Origin of the sequence: Pseudomonas sp. WS 5411, assembly GCF_012985595.1 — a bacterium.
GTDB lineage: Bacteria > Pseudomonadota > Gammaproteobacteria > Pseudomonadales > Pseudomonadaceae > Aquipseudomonas > Aquipseudomonas shahriarae.
This window is the reverse complement of the sequence record NZ_JAARMC010000020.1, coordinates 12,450-32,858: the sequence shown is the minus strand read 5'-3', so window position 1 is coordinate 32,858 and position 20,409 is coordinate 12,450. Positions and strand designations below refer to the sequence as shown.

The following is a 20,409-nucleotide window of genomic DNA, read 5'->3' as shown; positions in this document are numbered from 1 at the left end:
AATGCGATAGTTCGTCCCACTGACAGGACAATAGGCCCAACATGCAAGACCTCAATGACCTCTACTATTTCGCCAAGGTGGTGGAAGCCGGTGGCTTCGCGGCGGCTGGCCGGCTGCTGGGCATCCCCAAGTCGCGGCTGTCGCGGCGCATTGCCGAACTGGAAGAACGCCTCGGCGCCCGCCTCTTACAGCGCACCACCCGGCAACTGACCCTGACGGCCGTCGGCGAACGCTACCTGGGGCACTGCCAGGCGATGCTGCTGGAAGCGGAAATGGCCGACGAAGCCGTGGTCAACATGTCCAGCGAACCCCGGGGCCGGCTGCGGGTCAGTTGCCCGGTGGGCCTGGCCCACGAAATCCTGCCGACGGTGGTGGCGCAATTCCTCGCGGCCCACCCGCTGGTGCAACTGGAGATGATGCTGATCAATCGCCGCGTCGACCTGGTGGCCGAGGGTGTAGACGTAGCCTTGCGTGTGCGCGAATTGGGGGACGAAGACCCACTGCTGGTGACCCGCCGCCTGCGTCAGGCGCAGACGGCCATGGTCGCCAGCCCCGAGTTTGTGCGCGACCGCCAGATCAACAGCCCGGCCGACCTCAAACACCTGCCGGTATTGGGCGCCCTGGAAGCCGACCGTATGGTCCACCTGCGCATGCTCGACCCTGCCGGCAATGCCACCGACCTGGCGATGGAGGCCCGCCTGGGCATCGACGACTTCCTGGTGCGCAAGGCCAGCGCCCTTGCCGGCCTGGGCTTCACCGTGCTGCCCATGATGTATTGCGAGCAGGAGCTGGAAAGTGGCCAACTGGTGCAACTGCTGCCCGAGTGGTCGCTGCCCGGTGGCTGGCTGCAAGCGGTGTACCCGCATCGACGCGGCGTATCCCCAGCGGTGCGCGCCTGGATCGACTTTCTGGCCCATGCCTTCAACAGTTGCGGAGATCGACTGCTATGAGTACCCGGAGCATGACCGAAGACGACGTAGCCCAGTTCTGCCTGGGCTTGCCCGGTGCACGGGAGGATTACAAGTGGGGCGGTGTGCGGGTGTTCTCGATTGCCGGCAACAAGATGTTTGCCCTGCAGAACCTGCGCGGCGACTCCCTGGCGTTCAAGGTCGACAAGGAACTGTTCCTTGGCCACGTCGACCGCCCCGGCATCCACCCGGCGCCGTACCTGGCGCGGGCGCAGTGGATCATCATGCAGCTGCCCTACCCACTGGGCGGCGAAGAACTGCGCGGCTTGCTGCAGCGCTCCCACCAGTTGGTGGTGAGCAAACTGCCCAAACGCACGCAAATCGGCCTGAGGCTGGACGAGTAAGCCAGTCCAGGTCGTCTTGTACACAACTTGATCATCGAGATATGCACATACCCCGGTGGGCGCAGCTTCGCTCTCAAGCCCCACGCGGCTAGAAGACTGCCAGCAGCGTGCCGCCCAGAAACAACTGATCAATCCAGAACACCTGGTGCAGCAACACAATCAGCCAGAACACCACTTGATAAGACATCTTGCGCGTCTTGTGCCGGAACACCTGCTGCGCAACCAAGGCACCCGGCCAACCACCGGCCAGCTCCATGGCATGCAGGATCTTCTCCGGGGTGCGCCAGCTATCGCTCTGGGCCTTGCGCTTGTCGCTCCAGTACAGGCAAAACGTCACCACGCTGACCAGGCCATAGGCCGCCAACGGGATCAGCGACACCCCGCGATACGCCAGCAGTGCCGCGCCAAACAACGGCACGGCACACAACAGTGCAAACACCACAGCCTTCAAGCGCAGATGCTGGATTGTCATCACGCCTTGGCCGCCGCCCAGTCAATCCAGCCGAACTGCCAGGTGGCCAGGATCAGCAAACCGAACGCAATGCGGTACCAGGCAAACACTGCATAGCTGTGGCTGGCGATGAACTTGAGCAAGCCACGCACTGCAATCATCGCGAAGATGAACGAGACCACAAAACCGACGGCAAACACCGGCAGATCCGCAGGCTGGAACAGGTCACGGTACTTATAGCCCGAGTACACCGCCGCCCCGACCATGGTCGGCATCGCCAGGAAGAAGGAAAACTCGGTGGCAGCCTTGCGCGACAGGCCAAACAACAGGCCACCGATAATGGTCGAGCCGGAACGCGACGTCCCTGGAATCATCGCCAGGCACTGGGCAAAGCCCACTTTCAAGGCGTCTTTCCAGGTGATGTCATCGACGGTTTCGGCATGGATGACATGCTCGCGACGCTCGGCCCACAACATGATCACCCCGCCGATCACCAGCGCAGTGGCCACCGTGATCGGGTTGAACAGGTATTCGTGGATCAGGTCGGCAAAAATCACCCCCAGCACCACCGCCGGCAGGAAGGCGATCAGCAGGTTGACGGTAAAGCGCTGGGCGTTGCGCTGGGTCGGCAGGCCGGTCACCACGTCGAGGATCTTGCGCCGGAATTCCCAGACCACCGCCAGGATGGCGCCCAGCTGAATGATGATGTTGAACGCCATGGCGCGCTCGCCACCGAAGTTGAGCAAGTCGGCGACGATAATCTGGTGCCCGGTACTGGAGATCGGCAAGAACTCCGTCAGCCCTTCGACAATGCCAAGTATCGATGCCTGAAAGGCGGTCCAAAGATCCATTATTCCCCCAAAGGTCATGCGACGGCATGCCTCGTTGATATTTTCTAGGTGTTCACTAACGATGAGCACGCGGCAAGGCCGCGCGCAGGATCAAGGCTGACCTGCCAAAATTCTGTGAAAAATCAGGCAGTACTCAGGTTTTTTGATTCCGGGCCGAAAGCCTATCAGACAAGCCCGGATTTCGCTTCGCGTTATCACTGGCCGATCAACGCAGCACCGAAAATTATAAGAACGCGGAGTGACAAGACTATGAACAGTTTGCGCAATATGTCGATCAGCCGGCGCCTCTGGATGATCCTGATAGTCGCCGTGTTGATGTTGATGACCCTGGGTTTGCTGATGCTCAAGCAGATCCACGACGACCTCTACCAGGCCAAGAGCCAGAAAACCCAGCATGTGGTGCAGACTGCCAGCGGAATTCTGAATTTTTATCACGGCCTTGAAACCACCGGGGTGCTGACCCGCGAGGCCGCGCAGAAACAAGCCTTGAGTGTGGTGCGCGGTCTGCGCTACGACCAGAACGACTATTTCTGGATCAATGACCTGACGCCGGTGATGATCATGCACCCGGCCAACCCCAAGCTAGACGGCCAGAACCTTTCGGCCATCCGCGATCCGGACGGCTTTGCGATCTTCAATGAGTTCGTCACCCTGGCCAAGGCCAAGGGCGTCGGCATGGTCGATTACCGCTGGCCGAAACCCGGCGCGGCTGAGCCCGTGGCCAAGACCTCCTATATCCAGTTGTTCGAGCCCTGGGGCTGGATTATTGGCTCCGGCGTCTACGTGGACGACGTACAGGCACAATTTCGCGGCCAGGTCTGGAAAGCCTCGCTGATCGGCCTGGGTATTGCGCTGATCATGGCCCTGCTGGTGGTGCTGATTGCCCGCAGCATCGTGCGCCCGCTGCAGGAAGCGGTACAGGCCATGGCCAACATCGCCAGTGGCGAAAGCGACCTGACCCGCAGCCTCGACACCCACGGCCAGGACGAAGTCACGCAACTGTCCCGGCACTTCAACACCTTCACCGCCAAACTGCGCCAGGTGGTCAGCCAGTTGCAGGTGTGCGCCAATGCCCTGGCCCAGTCGTCCGCCGAGCTGGGCAGCAATGCCAGCCAGGCCCATGACCGCAGCCAGCAACAATCCCAGCAAATGGAACTGGTGGCCACTGCCATCAATGAAGTGACCTACGGCGTCCAGGACGTGGCGAAGAATGCCGAGCACGCCGCCAGCGAAATGCGTGACGCGCAGACCCAGGCCGAACAGGGCCAAGTCAATATCGACGGCAGCCTGCAACAGATCGACGCGCTGTCCGGCACCATCAGCCAGGCGGTGGAAGTGATCCGCACCCTGTCCACCGAAAGCACGCAGATTGGCGGGGTGCTGGAGGTGATTCGCTCGATTGCCGAGCAGACCAACCTGCTGGCTCTCAACGCCGCCATCGAAGCGGCCCGCGCCGGCGAACAAGGCCGTGGTTTTGCCGTGGTCGCCGACGAAGTGCGCCTGCTGGCCCAGCGCACGCAAAAATCCACTGCCGAAATCCAGAACATGATCGAGCGCCTGCAAGGGCATTCCGAAGCAGCGGTCAAGGTCATCAGCGACAGCCACCAGGCCTCGCAACTGACCATCGAACAAGCCGGCCAGGCGGGCGCCAGCCTGAATGCCATCGGCCAGGCCCTGCGCAACCTCAATGGCCTGAACGCCTCGATTGCCAGCGCGACCCTGCAACAGGCCCACGTGGTGGAAGACATCAACCAGAACGTGACCCAGGCCGCCGGCCTGTCCCACAGCACTGCGCTGGCGGCCCAGCAATCGAGCGAGGCCAGCGTGCATCTGAAGGACTTGAGCGAAGAACTCAACGGCCTCCTGCGCCAGTTCAAGGTCTAGCCCTCCTCCCGACAGCAGCCCGCTCGCCACAGCGAGCGGGTTTGCCACAGCAATCCCTCTTCCCATAATTAGCCCCCGGCCTGGACAGGATTTTGCCCGGCCGGTTGGGTACAATCGCCCTCCTCTTCGACTCTTCCAAGGAATCCCATGTCCGGGCTTGAACTGTTTGCCGCCGCGCTGGGGGTGATTGCCGTCTGGTTGACGGTCAAGCAGAACCCGTGGTGCTGGCCGATCGGCCTGGTCATGGTGCTGCTGTACACCTGGGTGTTCTTCGAGGTGAAGCTGTATTCCGACATGCTGCTGCAAGTGGTGTATGCCGGCCTGCAGGTCTACGGTTGGTGGCAATGGACCCGTGCCGGCGAGGTCAAGCAAGGGCGCCAGGTCAGCAGTCTTGGCAGCCAGGCTATCCTCCTGAGCCTGACGGTTGGCGCAGTCGGCAGCCTGTTGCTGGGCGCCGCCATGGCGCACTGGACCGATGCTGCACAACCCTGGCTGGACGCCGCCCTGACCGGCTTCAGCCTGGTGGCGCAAATGTGGATGGCGCAAAAACGCGTGCAATGCTGGGCACTATGGATTGTGGTCGATGTGATTTTTGTCGGCCTGTTTGTCTACAAGGGGCTGTACCTGACGGCCGCGCTCTATGCCCTGTTCACAGTGATTGCCGTACAAGGCTGGCGCGAATGGCGCGCCGATCCGGCGTTGCGCACATGAAGGTGCTGGTGATGGCAGGCCCCGAGTCCAGCGGTAAAAGCTGGCTGGCCGAGCAGTTGCAGGCGCATTTCGGTGCGGTGCTGGTGGGCGAGTATGTGCGCTATTTCATCGACCACTACCAGCGTGATACGACCCTCGCCGACATCCCGGACATCGCCCGTGGCCAACTGGCCTGGGAAGATGCCGGCCGTGCCCGGCAGCCGCAACTGCTGATACTCGATACTCACCTGCTGACCAACAAGCTGTGGAGCCTGACGCTGTTTGGCGATGCCCCCGCGTGGCTCGACGAGGCACTGCTGGCCCGCCATTACGACCTGCACCTGTTGCTGTCGCCCGAAGGCATTGGCTGGACCGCCGACGGTCAACGCTGCCAGCCGGACCTGGCCGACCGCCGGGCCTTCTTCCAGGCCAGCCGCGACTGGCTGGAGCAGCATCAGCAACCTTACAAGGTGATTGGCGGGGATTGGCAGGCACGCCATGACCAGGCGTTTGCCGCCGTGGCGCACCTGCTCGGCCAATAAAGCCCCTACTCGTGGATCAGCTGCCGTTGATACTGTGGGTCAGCCTTGATCTGCTGTTCGGTAAACGGCAACGGGCTGAGCTTTTTCGCGGAAAACGCCTGGGTCTGGTCCTTGAAGTAAGGCGACGCCGGATCGCTGGACAGTGAGAACGCCAACACGCCTTCCGCTTTCGGCCCCTGGTCGTCGAAGGTGACGATCTGCAAGTAACTGCTGCCGCTGACCACCTCACGCTTGCCATCGGCCCTCGGCACGCTTTGCATGGCGTTGTAGATCCCCAGTTCCTGCGGGCCACCGTGCATCGGGGTGCTGCCCGAGACCTGGATATCGCCCCAACGAGTGCCTTCTTTCAACCCCGACTCACTCACCTGCGCCATTGACGCCAGCATTGCCTCACGCAACGCCTTGGCCACCTCCGGCCGCTCGATGAGCAACCCACCCGGGGTGGTTTGTGGGTGGTCCGGGTCAAACGCAACGCGCCACACCTGCGGCACTTGCTGCAGGTGCTCCATGACCTGGAAGAAATGCACCAGGCCCAGGCCGCTGTCGAGGTTGGCCTTCTGGTCCCAGTCCTTGAGGCGGGTACACAGGGTTTTCAGGGCGGCATCCGTCTGTTGCGCGCAGAACCTGAGCAGATCCGGCATCACCTGCCCAGCCAGGTACACCTGGTTATCCAGCACCATGTGTTGCAAATCGGCGACGGTGATCGGCTGTGTGTCCAGGTCCTGCAAGCGCTGCAAGGCAAAACGCGAACGTGCGCCCAGGGCAATGTGATCCTGGCTGACCACCGGCGAAAAGCCGGCCAGCGGGGCCTTGGGGTTAGCCATCCAGGCCGAGTCGTTGGAGTGCTGCACGTAGTCCCGGCGCGCCAGCTGCGGCAGTTGATCAGCGGCGAAGATCCCCGGCTGGGCGGCGCGCGGATCGATATCCCAGGCGCAGGCACTGTGGGCACCGTCAAGCATGATCATCTGCAGACCGGCACGCGGGTCGCTGCATTGTTCGAGTTTTTTTGCACTGACGTTCGGCACCACCGACAGGTTCATATACAGGCTCTGCCCCTGATCGTCCGCCGCCAGGGTGTTGACCCAGGGAATCCCTTGCAGGCGGTGTACCGAGGCTTGCAAGTCCTTGAGGCTGCGGGCCTGGTTCATCGCGTACCACTGCTGCAGCACGCGGTCATTGCCCAGGTTGGCGTCGCGCAGGCTGAAAGCGTATTGCCCGTTCCAGTCGAGCTTGCCCGGCCATTGCACCACGGGCCCGAACTGCGAACTGTAGACCGTTTGGGTGTGGGCCTCGGCGCCCTTGACCTGTACCGTTACCTGGGTTTTCTGCAGGGGGATCGACTTGCCGTCGAGCAAATAGCGGGTCGGGTCCTTCGGGTCCAGGGTCAGGCGATACAGGGTGAAATGCTTGGATGTGTCCACCGTATGGGTCCAGGCCACATGCTGGTTGAAGCCGATATTGACCACCGGCAGGCCCGGCAAGGCGGCGCCCATTACGTCCAGCTGACCAGGAATGGTCAGGTGCATCTGATAAAAACGCATGCCGCCGATCCACGGGAAATGCGGGTTGGCCAGTAACATGCCGCGCCCGTTGAACGAGCGCTCGCTGCCCACCGCCACCGCGTTGCTGCCGCGATCCAGGGCAAAGCGTTGCTGCTTCAAGGTGGCGACCTCAAACGCTCGCACATCGCTCTGCACCGCCACGCCTGGCTGGGGTGGTGTCGCCCCCGCCAAGGCCTCGGCGAATTGCTCCACGCCACCTTCCACCAGCAACCGCCGGGTCAGCTTGATCAGGTCATCGGTCGTGATCGGCCGCACCCAGGCGCCCTGGCACTGCATCGGTCGGTCCTTGGCCCCGCGCTCTTGCAGGTAGCGGTTGTAACCCGCCGCATAGCCGGCAAGACGCTGCTGCATCTGCGGGGTCTGCGCCTTCCAGAAAGCCGTCACTGCTTCGGGCGTATTGAGCCAGGTAAAGAACACATCGCTGGTCAAGTTGTTGCGCTCTTCCAGGGTCGCCTGCTCGGCACCGAAGTAACGAGCGCGCTGGCCATTGACCGTGACCACTTCGTTGGCCAGCAGGCACAGGTTGTCCTGCGCGTAGGCATAGCCGATGCCATAGCCCAGGCCGCGCTCATCGTTGGCGCGGATATGCGGGATACCAAACCCGGTGCGGCGGATATCGGCGCTCAGCGTACCCGCCTGCACGTCGCTCACCTGGCGGGCCGTCGCACACAGGCTCACCCCCAGCAACACACCCGCCACGCAAACCCTGGACAACCCGTTGGAAATAATCACGCAGACCCCATCATCAAACCAAATTGAACGCCCAAGGCGGGGCCGACTCGCCAACACCAGCCCATGGATAAAGACGTAGAAATCCGCAGAAATTTAGGCCGCGCGCGCCTTATTTACCGGCGCCAGGAAGGTGACAGACGTAAGACCGAGAAAATTTATCCGGCTTGGACTTCATGATTTGCGTGGCTCATACGTCTTATTAACTAGAGAGCACCATCGTTTTCCTGATCAGGCTCTGATAAGGAGTTTTTGCATGCACAACCCGCAACTGCCCACGGACGGACATTTTATGGCACACGACGCCGCTTTCGGCGCAAGTAACCAAGCCTTCGGCAAGGCCCCCGAGCATCAAGGCAACCAACGCATCCGGCATCTGCTCAAGTGTTTTGGGTTGCGTACCAGCCTGATCCGGCTGAAAGTCATCGACGCCCTGCTCACCGCCGCCGACAACGGCCGCTCGCTGGGTGTACGGGGTGTGCACAGCCACTTGCTGGAACTGGGCATCCCGCTGTCGTTTCTCAGTGTGCGCGAGGTGCTCAAGCGCCTGTGCAGCGAGGGCGTGATCACCCTCAACAGCGACAAAAGCTACAGCCTCCATGAAGAGGCTGCCAAGGTCCTGGCGACCAGCGCCTGACTTACAGGTTGGGCTTGACCTTGCGGCGCATGATGCCGTTGATCACCACCACAATCACCGCCACGGCAATGGCGATGTACTGGAACGTCTTCTCACTGATGGCGCCGATGTTCTGCAAATAGGACAGGCCAAACATCGTGCCGAGGACGACCAGGGAAATCAGAATCGAGTAAATCAAGCGTTGCTTCTGGGTCATGACGGGTTCCTGAAACCTGAAAATTGTATCTGGGGCGTATCAGGGCCTCATGTTACAGGCGATAAAGCGCTTTGGCATGACCCTATTTGCCTTGCCAGCGCAACGGTTGTGGCGAGCGGGCTTGCCCGCGCGGGGCTGCGTAGCAGCCCAATACACCCAGCGCATTGCTTCAGTTGAACACGCGGGGCCGGATTTTAGGGCTGCTACGCCACCCAACGCGGGCAAGCCTGCTCGCCACGGGGCAGTTGGTCAGGGGCTTATTGGTCCTTGAACTGCGGCGCACGCTTGGCCACGAACGCGGCCATGCCTTCCTTCTGATCCTGGGTCGCGAAGGCGGCGTGGAACACCCGGCGCTCAAAGCGCACGCCTTCCGACAGGCTGACTTCAAAGGCGCGGTTCACGCTTTCCTTGACCATCATGCTGATCGGCACCGATTTACTGGCGATCAGCGCCGCAACCTGGAGCGCCTCGTCCAGCAGTTCGTCCGCCGGCACAATCCGCGCCACGATGCCGCAACGCTCGGCCTCCACGGCGTCGATAAAACGCCCGGTCAGGCACATCTCCATGGCCTTGGCCTTGCCCACCGCACGGGTCAGGCGCTGGGTGCCGCCCATGCCCGGCAGGACGCCGAGGTTGACTTCCGGCTGGCCGAACTTGGCCGTATCACCGGCCAGGATAAAGTCGCACATCAACGCCAGTTCACAGCCGCCACCTAGGGCAAAACCATTGACCGCCGCGATGATCGGCTTGCGGCGGTTGGCCACACGGTCGCTGTCGCTAAACAGATCATCAAGGTAGATCTGCGGGTAGGTCAGCTCGGCCATTTCCTTGATATCGGCGCCAGCGGCAAAGGCTTTCTTCGAGCCGGTCAACACGATGCAACCGATGTCGGGATTGGCTTCCAGGCTGTCCAGGGCCTGGTTCACTTCGCTGACCAATTGCGCGTTCAAGGCATTCAGCGCCTGGGGGCGATTGAGGGTAATCAGCCCGACACGGCCTTGAACGTCGAGCAAAATGGTTTCATAACTCATTGATCCGTTCCTCTTCAAAGATTGCGCGAAATGACCATGCGCTGAATATCACTGGTGCCTTCATAAATCTGGCAGACCCGCACATCACGGTAGATCCGCTCCAACGGGAAGTCGCTCAGGTAACCGTATCCACCCAGGGTTTGCAAGGCGGCAGAACAGACTTTCTCGGCCATTTCCGAGGCAAACAGCTTGGCCATGGACGCCTCCACCAGCGCAGGCTTGCCGCTGTCGCGCAGGGCCGCCGCGTAGTGCACCATCTGCCGGGCCACAGCGATCTGGGTGGCCATGTCCGCCAGGCGAAACGCTACAGCCTGGTGCTCGATCAGCGGTTTGCCGAAGCTTTCCCGCTCACGGGCGTAATCCCGGGCAGCTTCGAACGCCGCACGGGCCATGCCCACCGATTGCGAGGCAATACCCACGCGACCGCCCTCCAGGTTGACCAGGGCGATTTTGTAGCCTTCGCCCTCCTCGCCCAGGCGGTTGGCGACCGGCACCTTCACATCCTCAAACAGAATCTGACAGGTGTCGGACGCATGCTGGCCCAGCTTGTCCTCGACCCGCGCGACGGTGTAGCCCGGCGAGTCGGTGGGCACGATAAACGCGCTGATCCCACGCTTGCCGGCCGCAGGATCGGTCACGGCAAATACAATCACCACCCCGGCGTTCTGCCCGGAGGTGATGAACTGCTTGCAGCCATTGAGCACGTAATGATCGCCTTCAAGACGCGCGCGGGTTTTCAGGCTGCTGGCATCGGACCCGGCCTGGGGCTCGGTCAAGGCAAACGCACCGAGCATTGCGCCGCTGGCCAGGGGTTTGAGGAATTGTTCTTTCTGCTGGTCATTGCCGAACTTGAGGATGGGCACGCAGCCCACCGAGTTGTGCACGCTCATGATGGTCGAGCAGGCGCCATCACCGGCAGCGACCTCTTCCAGGGCCATGGCATAGGCCAGGTAGCCGGTGTCGCAGCCGCCCCACTGTTCCGGCACGAGCATGCCGAAAAAACCCAGCTCGGCCATCTCAGCGATAGCCTCCCTGGGGAAGCGATGCTCGCGGTCCCACTCGGCAGCGAACGGTTTGAGCCGCTCCTGGGCGAATTGCCGGGCCGCGTCGCTGATTTGCAGTTGTTCGTCATTGGGCAACATAAAAATTCCTTAATCCAGGCATTCGACGGCGATGGCCGTGGCTTCACCGCCGCCGATGCAGATGGCTGCAACGCCGCGCTTGAGGCCCCGCTGGCGCAGCGCTGAAAGCAGGGTCACGAGGATCCGCGCGCCGGATGCGCCAATCGGATGCCCCAGGGCACACGCCCCACCGTGGACGTTGACCTTGTCGTGGGGGATTTCCAGCTTGCTCATGGTCACCAGGCTGACCACGGCAAAGGCTTCGTTGATCTCGAACAGGTCGACATCGCCCAGGTCCCAGCCGGTCTTGCTCATCAGCTTGCGAATCGCCCCCACCGGCGCCACCGGGAACAGCCCCGGCTCATCGGCAAAGGCCGCATGACCGTGGATCACTGCCAGGGGCTTGAGCCCACGCTTCTGCGCTTCGGACTGGCGCATCATCAGCAAGGCCGCCGCGCCGTCGGAGATCGAGCTGGAGTTGGCCGCCGTCACCGTGCCGCCTTCGCGGAACGCCGGCTTCAAGGTGGCGATCTTATCCAGGCGCGCCTTGGGCGGCTGCTCGTCGTCGGTGATGGTCTTTTGCTCCTTGCCCACGGTGACCTGCACCGGGACGATCTCGGCGCTGAAACGCCCGGCACTGATCGCCTGCTGGGCGCGGGTCAGCGAGGCAATGGCAAACGCATCCTGGGTTTCGCGAGTAAAGCCATTGGCCTCGGCGCAATCCTCGGCAAAGGTGCCCATCAGGCGGCCCTTGTCATAGGCGTCTTCGAGGCCGTCGAGGAACATATGGTCAAGCACCCGGCCATGGCCCATGCGGTAGCCGCTACGGGCCCGATCCAGCAGGTACGGGGCATTGGACATGCTTTCCATGCCGCCGGCGATCACCACCTGCACGCTGCCGGCCAGCAGCGAGTCATGGGCGAGAATCGCCGCCTCCATGCCCGAACCGCACATTTTGTTGAGGGTGGTGCAACGTGTCGATTTATCCAGGCCGGCACCCAGCGCGGCCTGGCGTGCCGGGGCCTGGCCGAGACCGGCGGGCAGCACGCAACCGAACAGCACTTCATCCACGGCGTCGTGGGCGATACCGGCGCGCTCGACAGCCGCACGAATCGCGGCGGCGCCCAGTTGCGGCGCGGTCAGGCCCTTGAGGTCGCCCTGGAAGCCGCCCATGGGCGTGCGTACGGCACTGACAATAACAATCGGATCGTGGAGCTGAGTCATGACAAATCCTCCTTACTTGGCCGCCATGCGCAAGGCCCCGTCAAGACGGATCACCTCGCCATTGAGCATGCTGTTTTCAATGATATGCCGGGCCAGCGCGGCGTATTCGGCCGGTTTGCCCAAGCGTGGCGGGAACGGCACGCCGGCCGCCAGGGAGTCACGAACCTCCGGGGTCATGCCGGCCATCATCGGTGTTTCAAAGATGCCCGGGGCGATGGTCATCACGCGGATGCCGAAGCGCGCCAGTTCACGGGCGGCCGGCAGGGTCAGGCTGGCAATCGCGCCCTTGGACGCCGCGTAGGCGGCCTGGCCGATCTGCCCGTCGAAGGCCGCCACCGAAGCGGTGTTGATGATCACCCCGCGCTCACCGTCGACATCCGCCGTGGTTTCGGCAATCGCCGCTGCGGCCAGGCGCAGCAGGTTGAAGCTGCCGACCAGGTTGACGTTGATCACCTGGGCAAAGCTGGCCAGGGCATGGGGCCCATTCTTGCCGAGGATTTTCTCGCCGCGCACCACCCCCGCGCAGTTGACCAGGCCATGCAGGGCGCCAAACGCCGCCACCGTGGCCTGTACCGCAGCTTCAGCGGCCGCTTCCTGGCTGATATCCGCGACCACACTGCGCGCCTGCGCGCCCAGTTTTGCAGCCTGGGCCGCCACGGCGTCGGCATTCAGGTCCACCAGCATCACCTTGGCGCCTGCGGCCACCAGCATTTCGGCGGTAGCCGCGCCGAGGCCCGAAGCGCCGCCGCTGACCATAAATACCTTGTTTTCAATCTGCATCGTTGTTTCCTTAAAAAGGGATCAAGCCGTAGTCGCTGCCTGGACCTTGGCGATTTCCTGGTTACGCAAAATAAACCGCTGCAGCTTGCCGCTCGGGGTCTTGGGCAAGTCGCTGACAAATTCGATTTCCCGTGGGTAGGCGTGGGCCGCCAGGCGCTTGCGCACATGCAGGCGCAGTTCCTCGGCCAACGCGGCGTCGGCGCGGTACTGGCTGTTGATCACCACAAAAGCCTTGACCAGTTCGGTGCGCTCGGCGTCCGGCTTGCCGACCACCGCGGCTTCGATCACCGCCGGGTGCTCGACCAAGGCGCTTTCCACATCAAACGGTCCTACCCGGTAGCCAGACGTCGTGATCACATCGTCGCTGCGCCCGACAAAACTGATGCTGCCATCGGGGTTCAATTCCACGGTGTCGCCGCTCAAGTAGTACTTGCCGACGAAGGCCTTGGTCTTGACCCCTTCATAGCCGGCGAACCAGCACATCGGTGACTGCTCGCGGTCGATCGCCAGGATGCCGGGCTGGCCGGCGGGCAGTTCCTGGTGGTTGTCGTCCAGTACCACGATGCGGTGCCCCGGCGAGGCAAAGCCGGCGGAGCCGACATGCACCGGGTGTTCCAGGCCGTGGTGGTTGCACAGGACCATGCCCAGTTCGGTCTGACCGTAGTGGTCGTGGATGGTCACCCCCAGGTTATCGGCGAACCAGCGGATCACTTCCGGGTTCAGCGGCTCGCCGGCGCTGCTGACAATGCGCAACCGGCCCTTGATCGAGCGCGCGAACTGTTCGCCACCGGCGATCAGCAGGCGGTAGGCCGTGGGCGAACCGGTCAGGTTGGTGATCCCGTATTTGTTGATGACCCGGCAGGTGCTTTCCAGGGTGAACGGGCCATCGTAGAAGGTGATCGGATGGCCCATGGACAACGGCCCGGTCACACCGAAGTAGATGCCATAGGCCCAGCCCGGGTCGGCGACGTTCCAGAACGCATCTTCGGGGCGCAGGTCCACGGCGTCGCGGGTATAACTCTGGAACGCAACCAGGGCCTTGAGCGGCACGGCCAGGGCTTTCGACGGGCCAGTGGTGCCAGAGGTGAACATCAGCAGGAATGGATCATCGGCGCCCAGCAGTACCGGTTCGCACACATTCGAATAGTTGGGCAACTCGGCCCAGAAGCTGAAATCGCCGCGCACAATGCCTTCGCCCTTGGCGCCGGCCACGGTGACGATGGTCGGGCAGTCAGCGACTTCGGCAAGCTTGCTGCGGTTGACCGCGTCGGTCACCACCAGCGCCGCGCCGGAGCTGTTCAGGCGATGCTCGATGGCCTTGGGGCCAAAGGCCGTGAACAGCGGTTGATAGACCGCGCCGATGCGCCAGGTGGCGAGCACCGTCACCAGCAATTCGGCAGTGCGTGGCAACAGGCCGGCGACCTTGTCGCCACGCTTGACGCCCTGGGCCAGGAGGAAGTTGGCCAAACGCGCCGCCTGATCCTGCAATTCGCTGAAGGTCACGGTGGCGCTGCGGCCATCCTTGCCCTCCCAAAACAACGCAATGCGCCCCGGCAACGCGTGCCGGTCGCAGCATTCGACGCAGGCGTTGAGCGCCTGCAGGTGGCCGGCCAGTGCGGCCTCGACGGTTTGCTGGTAGTTGAACTGGGTGGTAGCAGCCAAATAATCGCGCATCGTGGCAAATCCCTGTGTCTTTTGTTGTTTTGGGGGGCGTGCTTTTGCGGGGTTGAATCGGGGGGAAATAGTGGCGCCAGAGCGGCGCAGGGACAATGGTCAAAGCTTTCAATGTGGCTGACTGGTTTGGCCAATGGCGCCTTGGACCAAACCGTTGCGTCATAGAGGCCAACAATCAGCCGGTCAACGCAAGCGATTGGACGCCCCGACCGCCGGCTTCTAATCTGAGGGCCTGCGCCACGAAGAAGCCCCTCGATGATTGTTCGCCCCAAACCCAACCTATTCGGCATCCTGTTCTCCCTCAAGGGTTCGATTGCCAAGCGTATTGCCCTGCGCAGCCTGCTGGTGACCCTGCTGGCCTCGGTGATCGTGCTGGTGGAAACCCTGCACCCGGCCTACTTCTCCAAGGTCAACGCCACGCCGTTCACCCTGCTCGGGCTATCGCTGTCGATTTTCATGAGTTTTCGCAACAACGCCTGCTACGACCGCTGGTGGGAAGGCCGCAAGCAACTGGGGCAGATGGTCATTGAAATCCGCTCGCTGATCCGCGAAACCCAGGTTTTTACCCAGCCAGGCGAACGCGAGGCCCTGTTGCGCGGCCTGTGTGGTTTTGCCCATGGCCTGGTGGCGCGCCTGCGCCTGGAAGACGAGGCCCGTGCCATCCAGCCGTGGGTCAATGTCGAGCCCGGCCACCCGAACCTGCCGGACCGGATCCTGCAAACCCTCGGCGCCCACTGCTCGGATGCCGCGCAACAGGGGCGGATCAGCGACTGGCGCTACACCCAGCTGGAAACCCGCCTGGTGGGGCTCAGCCAAGTCCAGGCGGCGTGCGAACGGATCAAGAGCACACCGCTGCCCTTCCCCTACACCTTGCTGCTGCACCGCACCATCTATCTGTTCTGCATCCTGCTGCCCTTTGCCATGGCCGAGCCCCTGGGTTGGCTGACGCCGATTTTTACTGCCATCGTCAGCTACACCTTCTTTGGCCTGGATGAAATCGGCGATGACCTGGAGGACCCCTTCGGCTTCGACGAGAACGACCTGCCGTGCAATGCCATCGTGCGCACCCTGGAACGGGAGATCCTCGCCGCCCTGGGCGAAACTGCCCTGCCAGCGCCCCTGGAGCCCGTGGACTATGTGCTGACGTGACGCGGGTTTGACACTCGCCGGTGTCTGACCGAAGCTGAGCGCTTTGCACTAGCTGCCCAGCTTTCGGACGCCTGCATGTCAAAGTCACGCCGTTACGCGATCATCGGCCTGAGCGCCCTGTTATTGGTGGTACTGGTTTTTTGGTATTTCTCCCGCAGCCCGAGCGTGTCCGTGCCGCCGGCTGTTGCCCACGGTTACTCCAAAGCCCTGAAAAAAGCGCATAACGGCGAGCCCGGCGCCGCGCGCGTGCTCTATCAGCAACTGGCGCGACCAGACCTGTCCGACGTGCGCCGCGCCGCCCTGCACAACGAATTGCATAACTACCCAAGCCCCCAGGCCTTGAAGCTGGCGGACAAGGACTTGAGCCACCCATCCCCCCTGGTGCGCCAGGCAGCCATTGCCAGCATTGTCGGCCTGGTGCCCAGCGGCCAGCGCACCCTGTTGCTGGGCCCGTTGCTCGAGGATGACCAGCAAAGCGTGCGATTTGCCGCCGCCAACGCCCTGCTGGGCCTGTCGCCCGACACCCTGGGCCTGTATTTCGGCCCCTTGCAGCTCGTGCTGGATGAGTATGTAAAGTACCTCAAGGCCCAGCCCGAAAGCCCTGATGGCTGGATCCAGCTGGCGCGCCTGTACATCCACAGCGCCCTGTTGCCCGAGGCCCAACATGCCCTGGAGCAGGCGCTGCGCCTGGACCCGGACAACCTGCCGGCGGTGGTTTCACGCATCGAGTTGCTGGATAAACAGGGCAAGGTCGATGACTCGCGCCAGATCCTCGCCACCCAACTGCAAGCCCACCCCGAGTCAGCCTATCTGCAACACGCCCTGGGCATGTGGCTGCTGCACCATGGCGAACAGGAATACGCACTGCTGGGCCTGTCCAAGGCGGTGGAGCTGGAGCCCGACAATCAGGATTACCGCTACGACCTGGCCACCACCTTGCATGACCAGGAGGAACTGGAAGCCGCCCAGCGCCAGTTGGAAGAAATCGTCCAGCGCCATCCCGCCAACCGCAAGGCGCGGGTGCTGTTGATCAACTACTGGAAGGAAAGCGGCCAGTTGCAAAACGTGCAGGTACTGCTGGCCCAACTGGAGCAGCAAAACCCGGACGATCCCGCGCTGCAGCAGGGCCTTTGAAGCGCTGCAGGCATTGAAAACTGTGGATTGGCCTGCACAAAAACGAGAAAACGTTGAACCGCCCCACAGCCCCACGGTCAAGTGAATATGGCGCGCCTTAGCCGGCACGCCGCTCAACTTATACGTGACCCGAGGGCACTTCTTGTCTACATCCAAAGAGCTGTTCACAGCAAAGGCGGCCACCGGCATCGAAGGTCTTGATGACATTCTTTCCGGGGGGCTATCGCGTAGCCATCTGTTCCTGCTCGAAGGTGAGCCCGGCACCGGCAAGACCACCGTGGCCCTGCATTTTCTCCAGGCCGGGGCCAAGGCCGGGGAACGATCGCTGTATATCACCCTGTCGGAAACCGAGCGCGAGCTGCGCCAGGGTGCCCAGTCCCACGGTTGGGAGCTGGATGAACATATCCATATCTTTGAACTGACCCCACCCGAAAGCCTGCTCAATGCCGAGCATCAGCAAAGCCTGCTGTACTCCTCCGACCTGGAGCTGGGCGAGGCCACCCGGCAGATCTTCGAGGTGGTGGAACGGGTCAAGCCGACCCGCGTGGTGATCGACAGCCTCTCGGAAATCCGCCTGCTGGCGCAAAGCTCGTTGCGCTATCGCCGGCAGATCCTGGCGATCAAGCACTACTTCGTGCGCTACGACGCCACCGTGCTGCTGCTGGATGACCTGACCACCGAATCCCTGGATAAAACCGTGCACAGCGTGGCCCACGGGGTGGTCCGCCTGGAAGAACTGACCCCCAACTACGGCGCGGAACGACGCCGGGTGCGGGTGGTGAAGTACCGGGGCCAGAAGTATCGCGGCGGCTTCCACGATTTCACCATTATGCAAGACGGTGTGCATGTGTTCCCGCGCCTGGTGGCCGCCGAGCACCGCAGTGGCTACAACCGCCAGACCCTGACCAGCGGCATTCGCGAGCTGGATGCGCTGCTGGGCGGCGGTATCGAGACCGGCTCCAGCACCCTGATCCTCGGCCCTGCCGGTACCGGCAAGTCGCTGATCTCGATGATCTTCGCCGCTGCCGCAGTGGCCCGTGGCGAAAAAGCCGCCCTGTTTATTTTCGATGAAGAGCTGGGCCTGTTGTTCGACCGCATGAACAACATAGGCATCGACCTGGCTGCCCTACAAGCCACCGGCAATCTGCTGATCGAGCAGGTAGACGCCGCCGAGCTGTCGCCCGGCGAATTTTCCCACCGGGTGCGGCGCTGCGTGGATGAGCGCCAGATCAAGACCGTGGTTATCGACAGCATCAACGGTTATCAGGCGGCCATGCCCGAGGAAAACGCCCTGGTGCTGCACATGCACGAGCTGTTGCTGTACCTCAACCGCCGGGGCGCAGCGACCTTCATGACCGTGGCCCAGCACGGGTTGGTCGGCGACATGCAAGCGCCGGTGGATATCACCTATCTGGCCGACACCGTGATCCTGCTGCGCTACTTCGAGGCCCTGGGCAAAGTGCGACGGGCCATTTCCATCATCAAGAAACGCACCGGCAGCCATGAATCGACCATTCGCGAATACCGCATCGGCAGCCAGGGCATGACTATCGGCGAGCCCATTGAAGCCTTCCAGGGCGTGCTGCGCGGCGTCCCCACCTACATGGGTGCCGGCAACCCGCTGCTCAAGGATGAGCGCTTGTGAGTAGCCTGCCGGCCATTTCCGAGCGCGCGATCATTCTCGCGCCCTTGGGACGGGACAGCACGCTGGCGCTGATGATGCTCAACGAAGCAGGTTTCAGCGGCATTGCAGCCCCCAACCTGTTATCGCTCTGCGATGAACTGGAACAAGGCGCGGGCCTGCTGATCATCGCCGCCGAAGCGTTGCACGGAGTCGGGCTGGAGCCGCTGCTGGAGTATCTGCAACAGCAGCCAGCCTGGTCGGACCTGCCCATCGTACTGCTGACCCACCATGGTGGCACCGAACAGAACGCCTCATCGCACTTGAGTGCCAGGCTGGGCAACATCACCTTGCTGGAGCGGCCGTTTCACCCGGTGACCCTGATCAGTCTGGTGACCACCGCCCTGCGCGGGCGGCGACGACAGTACGAAGCCCGCGACCGCCTGATCGACCTGAGCCAGAGCGAACTGCGCCTGCAAAGCACCCTGGAAACCCTTGAACAACAAGTCGAAGAACGCACTGCGCAATTGCGCAGCAACGAAGAAGCCTTGCGCCAGTCACAAAAAATGGAAGCCGTCGGTCAATTGACCGGCGGCATCGCCCACGACTTCAATAACATGCTCACCGGGATTATCGGCAGCCTGGAGCTGCTGCGCCGGCGCCTGGCCCGGGGCCGCCTGGATGACCTCGACAGCCTGATCGACCTGGGTGTGACCTCGGCCAACCGCGCCGCCGGCCTGACCCACCGCCTGCTGGCGTTTTCCCGCCGCCAGTCGCTGGATTCCAAGCCGGTGGAGATCAACCAACTGGTGACCTCCATGGGCGAACTGCTGCAACGCAGCCTCAATGAAAGCATCGTGCTCGACATGCAGTTGAGCGGGCAGCTGTGGACCGCCGAAGCCGACCCCAATCAACTGGAAAGCGCCCTGCTCAACCTGGCCCTGAATGCCCGGGACGCAATGCCTGATGGTGGCCGGCTGGTGGTGGAAACCCGTAATCGCCACCTCGACAACGTGTTTACTGCCGCCTACGGCACTTTAACCCCCGGCGACTACGTGGAGCTGAGTGTCAGTGACACCGGCTGCGGCATGCCGGAAAACGTGATCAGCCGCGCCTTCGACCCCTTCTTCACCACCAAGCCCATCGGCCAGGGCACCGGCCTGGGTTTGTCGATGATCTACGGCTTCGCCCGCCAGTCCCATGGCCATGTGACCCTCCACAGCGAAGTCGGCAAAGGCACCACGGTGAGCCTGTTCCTGCCGCGCTTTGTCGGTGAAGTCACCGCCGATGCCCCCCTCGACTCGACCCTGCCGCCATTCGCCAACGCCGGTGAAACCGTGCTGATCGTCGAGGATGACCCGGCGGTACGGGTGCTGGTGAGCCAGGTGCTGAGTGAGCTGGGCTATGCCTTTGTCGAAGCCGCGGATGCTGACAGTGCGCTACCGATTATCGAATCCGGCCAGCGCATTGATCTATTGATCAGTGATGTAGGGTTGCCGGGGATGAACGGTCGCCAGTTGGCAGAGATCGGCAGGCAGATTCGCCCGGACTTGAAGGTGTTATTCATTACCGGGTATGCCGAGCATGCGGCGGTGCGCGGGGGGTTCCTGGATCCGGGCATGCAGTTGATCACCAAGCCCTTTACCTTCGACCTGCTGACGGCGAAGGTGCGGGAGATGATTGCGACGTGACACGGATGAGCACAGCCGGAGCCAGGCTCCCGCATCGCACAGCGATCAGGCAGCAGGTGCGCGTAGCACGCGGGCCTTGGTGAAGACGACTGCATGCTGATTATCGGCAAGCCAGTGCTGGTTTTTTACT

The 20,409-nt window shown here is 62.6% G+C and carries 19 protein-coding genes; 10 read left to right on the top strand and 9 right to left on the bottom strand.

The genetic code is table 11. The features are described 5' to 3' along the window. Positions 1-41 precede the first annotated feature (41 nt). Positions 42-950, top strand: coding sequence for a LysR substrate-binding domain-containing protein (locus tag HBR93_RS21175; protein WP_057440099.1), 909 nt, complete (start codon positions 42-44; stop codon positions 948-950). Positions 951-961: 11 nt separating this feature from the next. Next, on the top strand, positions 962-1,312 hold the full coding sequence (locus HBR93_RS21170) for an MmcQ/YjbR family DNA-binding protein (RefSeq protein ID WP_057440098.1): 351 nt from the start codon (positions 962-964) through the stop codon (positions 1,310-1,312). Between the two features lie 88 nt (positions 1,313-1,400). Here HBR93_RS21170 and HBR93_RS21165 read toward each other — a convergent pair whose 3' ends face one another. Further along, positions 1,401-1,784, bottom strand: a complete 384-nt coding sequence (locus HBR93_RS21165; RefSeq protein WP_169961014.1) for a DUF1294 domain-containing protein — start codon at positions 1,782-1,784, stop codon at positions 1,401-1,403. After that, complete coding sequence (locus HBR93_RS21160) at positions 1,784-2,614, bottom strand: undecaprenyl-diphosphate phosphatase (RefSeq protein WP_169961013.1); 831 nt, start codon at positions 2,612-2,614, stop codon at positions 1,784-1,786. The genes HBR93_RS21165 and HBR93_RS21160 overlap by 1 nt, the downstream gene beginning before the upstream one ends. 249 nt (positions 2,615-2,863) lie before the next feature. Between HBR93_RS21160 and HBR93_RS21155 the strand changes: the two genes are divergently transcribed. From HBR93_RS21155 to HBR93_RS21145, 3 genes are all read left to right on the top strand, one after another. After that, complete coding sequence (locus tag HBR93_RS21155) at positions 2,864-4,498, top strand: methyl-accepting chemotaxis protein (RefSeq protein WP_115128149.1); 1,635 nt, start codon at positions 2,864-2,866, stop codon at positions 4,496-4,498. Positions 4,499-4,645: 147 nt separating this feature from the next. Continuing rightward, positions 4,646-5,209: a nicotinamide riboside transporter PnuC gene (pnuC, locus tag HBR93_RS21150; RefSeq protein ID WP_057440095.1), complete on the top strand. Its 564-nt coding sequence runs from the start codon at positions 4,646-4,648 to the stop codon at positions 5,207-5,209. Beyond that, positions 5,206-5,730 carry an AAA family ATPase gene (locus tag HBR93_RS21145; RefSeq protein WP_115128148.1) on the top strand — a complete coding sequence of 175 codons (525 nt, stop codon included), beginning with the start codon at positions 5,206-5,208 and terminating at the stop codon, positions 5,728-5,730. The genes pnuC and HBR93_RS21145 overlap by 4 nt, the downstream gene beginning before the upstream one ends. A gap of 5 nt (positions 5,731-5,735) precedes the next feature. Here the strand turns inward: HBR93_RS21145 and HBR93_RS21140 are convergent, their stop codons facing one another. Continuing rightward, positions 5,736-8,024 carry an acylase gene (locus HBR93_RS21140; protein ID WP_169961012.1) on the bottom strand — a complete coding sequence of 763 codons (2,289 nt, stop codon included), beginning with the start codon at positions 8,022-8,024 and terminating at the stop codon, positions 5,736-5,738. Between the two features lie 253 nt (positions 8,025-8,277). Here HBR93_RS21140 and HBR93_RS21135 point away from each other — a divergent pair, with 253 nt between their 5' ends. Then, complete coding sequence (locus tag HBR93_RS21135) at positions 8,278-8,658, top strand: hypothetical protein (protein ID WP_057440093.1); 381 nt, start codon at positions 8,278-8,280, stop codon at positions 8,656-8,658. Position 8,659: 1 nt separating this feature from the next. Here HBR93_RS21135 and HBR93_RS21130 read toward each other — a convergent pair whose 3' ends face one another. From HBR93_RS21130 to HBR93_RS21105, 6 genes are all read right to left on the bottom strand, one after another. Beyond that, entirely contained in the window at positions 8,660-8,854 is a 195-nt protein-coding gene (locus tag HBR93_RS21130; protein ID WP_057440092.1) for a hypothetical protein, read from the bottom strand. A 257-nt stretch (positions 8,855-9,111) separates the two neighbouring features. Continuing rightward, entirely contained in the window at positions 9,112-9,885 is a 774-nt protein-coding gene (locus HBR93_RS21125) for an enoyl-CoA hydratase (protein WP_057440091.1), read from the bottom strand. A gap of 14 nt (positions 9,886-9,899) precedes the next feature. After that, on the bottom strand, positions 9,900-11,027 hold the full coding sequence (locus HBR93_RS21120) for an acyl-CoA dehydrogenase (RefSeq protein ID WP_169961011.1): 1,128 nt from the start codon (positions 11,025-11,027) through the stop codon (positions 9,900-9,902). Between the two features lie 9 nt (positions 11,028-11,036). Then, the gene (locus tag HBR93_RS21115; RefSeq protein WP_057440089.1) at positions 11,037-12,230 is read right to left on the bottom strand and encodes an acetyl-CoA C-acyltransferase; all 1,194 of its coding nucleotides are present in this window, start codon (positions 12,228-12,230) and stop codon (positions 11,037-11,039) included. 12 nt (positions 12,231-12,242) lie between these two features. Then, positions 12,243-13,010, bottom strand: coding sequence for an SDR family NAD(P)-dependent oxidoreductase (locus tag HBR93_RS21110; RefSeq protein ID WP_169961010.1), 768 nt, complete (start codon positions 13,008-13,010; stop codon positions 12,243-12,245). Between the two features lie 21 nt (positions 13,011-13,031). After that, positions 13,032-14,684: an AMP-binding protein gene (locus HBR93_RS21105; RefSeq protein ID WP_057440087.1), complete on the bottom strand. Its 1,653-nt coding sequence runs from the start codon at positions 14,682-14,684 to the stop codon at positions 13,032-13,034. A gap of 255 nt (positions 14,685-14,939) precedes the next feature. On the opposite strand from HBR93_RS21105, the gene HBR93_RS21100 reads away from it, so the two are divergent. The 4 genes from HBR93_RS21100 to HBR93_RS21085 all read left to right on the top strand — a co-directional run bounded on the left by HBR93_RS21100 (position 14,940) and on the right by HBR93_RS21085 (position 20,279). Next, positions 14,940-15,833 (top strand): bestrophin family protein, encoded by an 894-nt coding sequence (locus tag HBR93_RS21100; protein ID WP_169961009.1) that lies wholly within the window; start codon positions 14,940-14,942, stop codon positions 15,831-15,833. A 75-nt stretch (positions 15,834-15,908) separates the two neighbouring features. Next, on the top strand, positions 15,909-16,967 hold the full coding sequence (locus tag HBR93_RS21095; protein ID WP_169961008.1) for a HEAT repeat domain-containing protein: 1,059 nt from the start codon (positions 15,909-15,911) through the stop codon (positions 16,965-16,967). Between the two features lie 142 nt (positions 16,968-17,109). Next, positions 17,110-18,612, top strand: a complete 1,503-nt coding sequence (locus HBR93_RS21090; protein WP_057440121.1) for an ATPase domain-containing protein — start codon at positions 17,110-17,112, stop codon at positions 18,610-18,612. Continuing rightward, entirely contained in the window at positions 18,609-20,279 is a 1,671-nt protein-coding gene (locus HBR93_RS21085) for an ATP-binding protein (RefSeq protein WP_169961007.1), read from the top strand. Before HBR93_RS21090 ends, HBR93_RS21085 begins: the two co-directional genes overlap by 4 nt. Positions 20,280-20,409: the final 130 nt, after the last annotated feature.

Bases quoted from the DNA above. Each gene is read 5' to 3' on its own strand.
- HBR93_RS21175 (WP_057440099.1), top strand. From the start codon at position 42: ATGCAAGACCTCAATGACCTCTACTATTTCGCCAAGGTGGTGGAAGCC.
- HBR93_RS21170 (WP_057440098.1), top strand. From the start codon at position 962: ATGACCGAAGACGACGTAGCCCAGTTCTGCCTGGGCTTGCCCGGTGCA.
- HBR93_RS21165 (WP_169961014.1), bottom strand. From the start codon at position 1,784: ATGACAATCCAGCATCTGCGCTTGAAGGCTGTGGTGTTTGCACTGTTG.
- HBR93_RS21160 (WP_169961013.1), bottom strand. From the start codon at position 2,614: ATGGATCTTTGGACCGCCTTTCAGGCATCGATACTTGGCATTGTCGAA.
- HBR93_RS21155 (WP_115128149.1), top strand. From the start codon at position 2,864: ATGAACAGTTTGCGCAATATGTCGATCAGCCGGCGCCTCTGGATGATC.
- pnuC (WP_057440095.1), top strand. From the start codon at position 4,646: ATGTCCGGGCTTGAACTGTTTGCCGCCGCGCTGGGGGTGATTGCCGTC.
- HBR93_RS21145 (WP_115128148.1), top strand. From the start codon at position 5,206: ATGAAGGTGCTGGTGATGGCAGGCCCCGAGTCCAGCGGTAAAAGCTGG.
- HBR93_RS21135 (WP_057440093.1), top strand. From the start codon at position 8,278: ATGCACAACCCGCAACTGCCCACGGACGGACATTTTATGGCACACGAC.
- HBR93_RS21130 (WP_057440092.1), bottom strand. From the start codon at position 8,854: ATGACCCAGAAGCAACGCTTGATTTACTCGATTCTGATTTCCCTGGTC.
- HBR93_RS21125 (WP_057440091.1), bottom strand. From the start codon at position 9,885: ATGAGTTATGAAACCATTTTGCTCGACGTTCAAGGCCGTGTCGGGCTG.
- HBR93_RS21120 (WP_169961011.1), bottom strand. From the start codon at position 11,027: ATGTTGCCCAATGACGAACAACTGCAAATCAGCGACGCGGCCCGGCAA.
- HBR93_RS21115 (WP_057440089.1), bottom strand. From the start codon at position 12,230: ATGACTCAGCTCCACGATCCGATTGTTATTGTCAGTGCCGTACGCACG.
- HBR93_RS21110 (WP_169961010.1), bottom strand. From the start codon at position 13,010: ATGCAGATTGAAAACAAGGTATTTATGGTCAGCGGCGGCGCTTCGGGC.
- HBR93_RS21105 (WP_057440087.1), bottom strand. From the start codon at position 14,684: ATGCGCGATTATTTGGCTGCTACCACCCAGTTCAACTACCAGCAAACC.
- HBR93_RS21100 (WP_169961009.1), top strand. From the start codon at position 14,940: ATGATTGTTCGCCCCAAACCCAACCTATTCGGCATCCTGTTCTCCCTC.
- HBR93_RS21095 (WP_169961008.1), top strand. From the start codon at position 15,909: ATGTCAAAGTCACGCCGTTACGCGATCATCGGCCTGAGCGCCCTGTTA.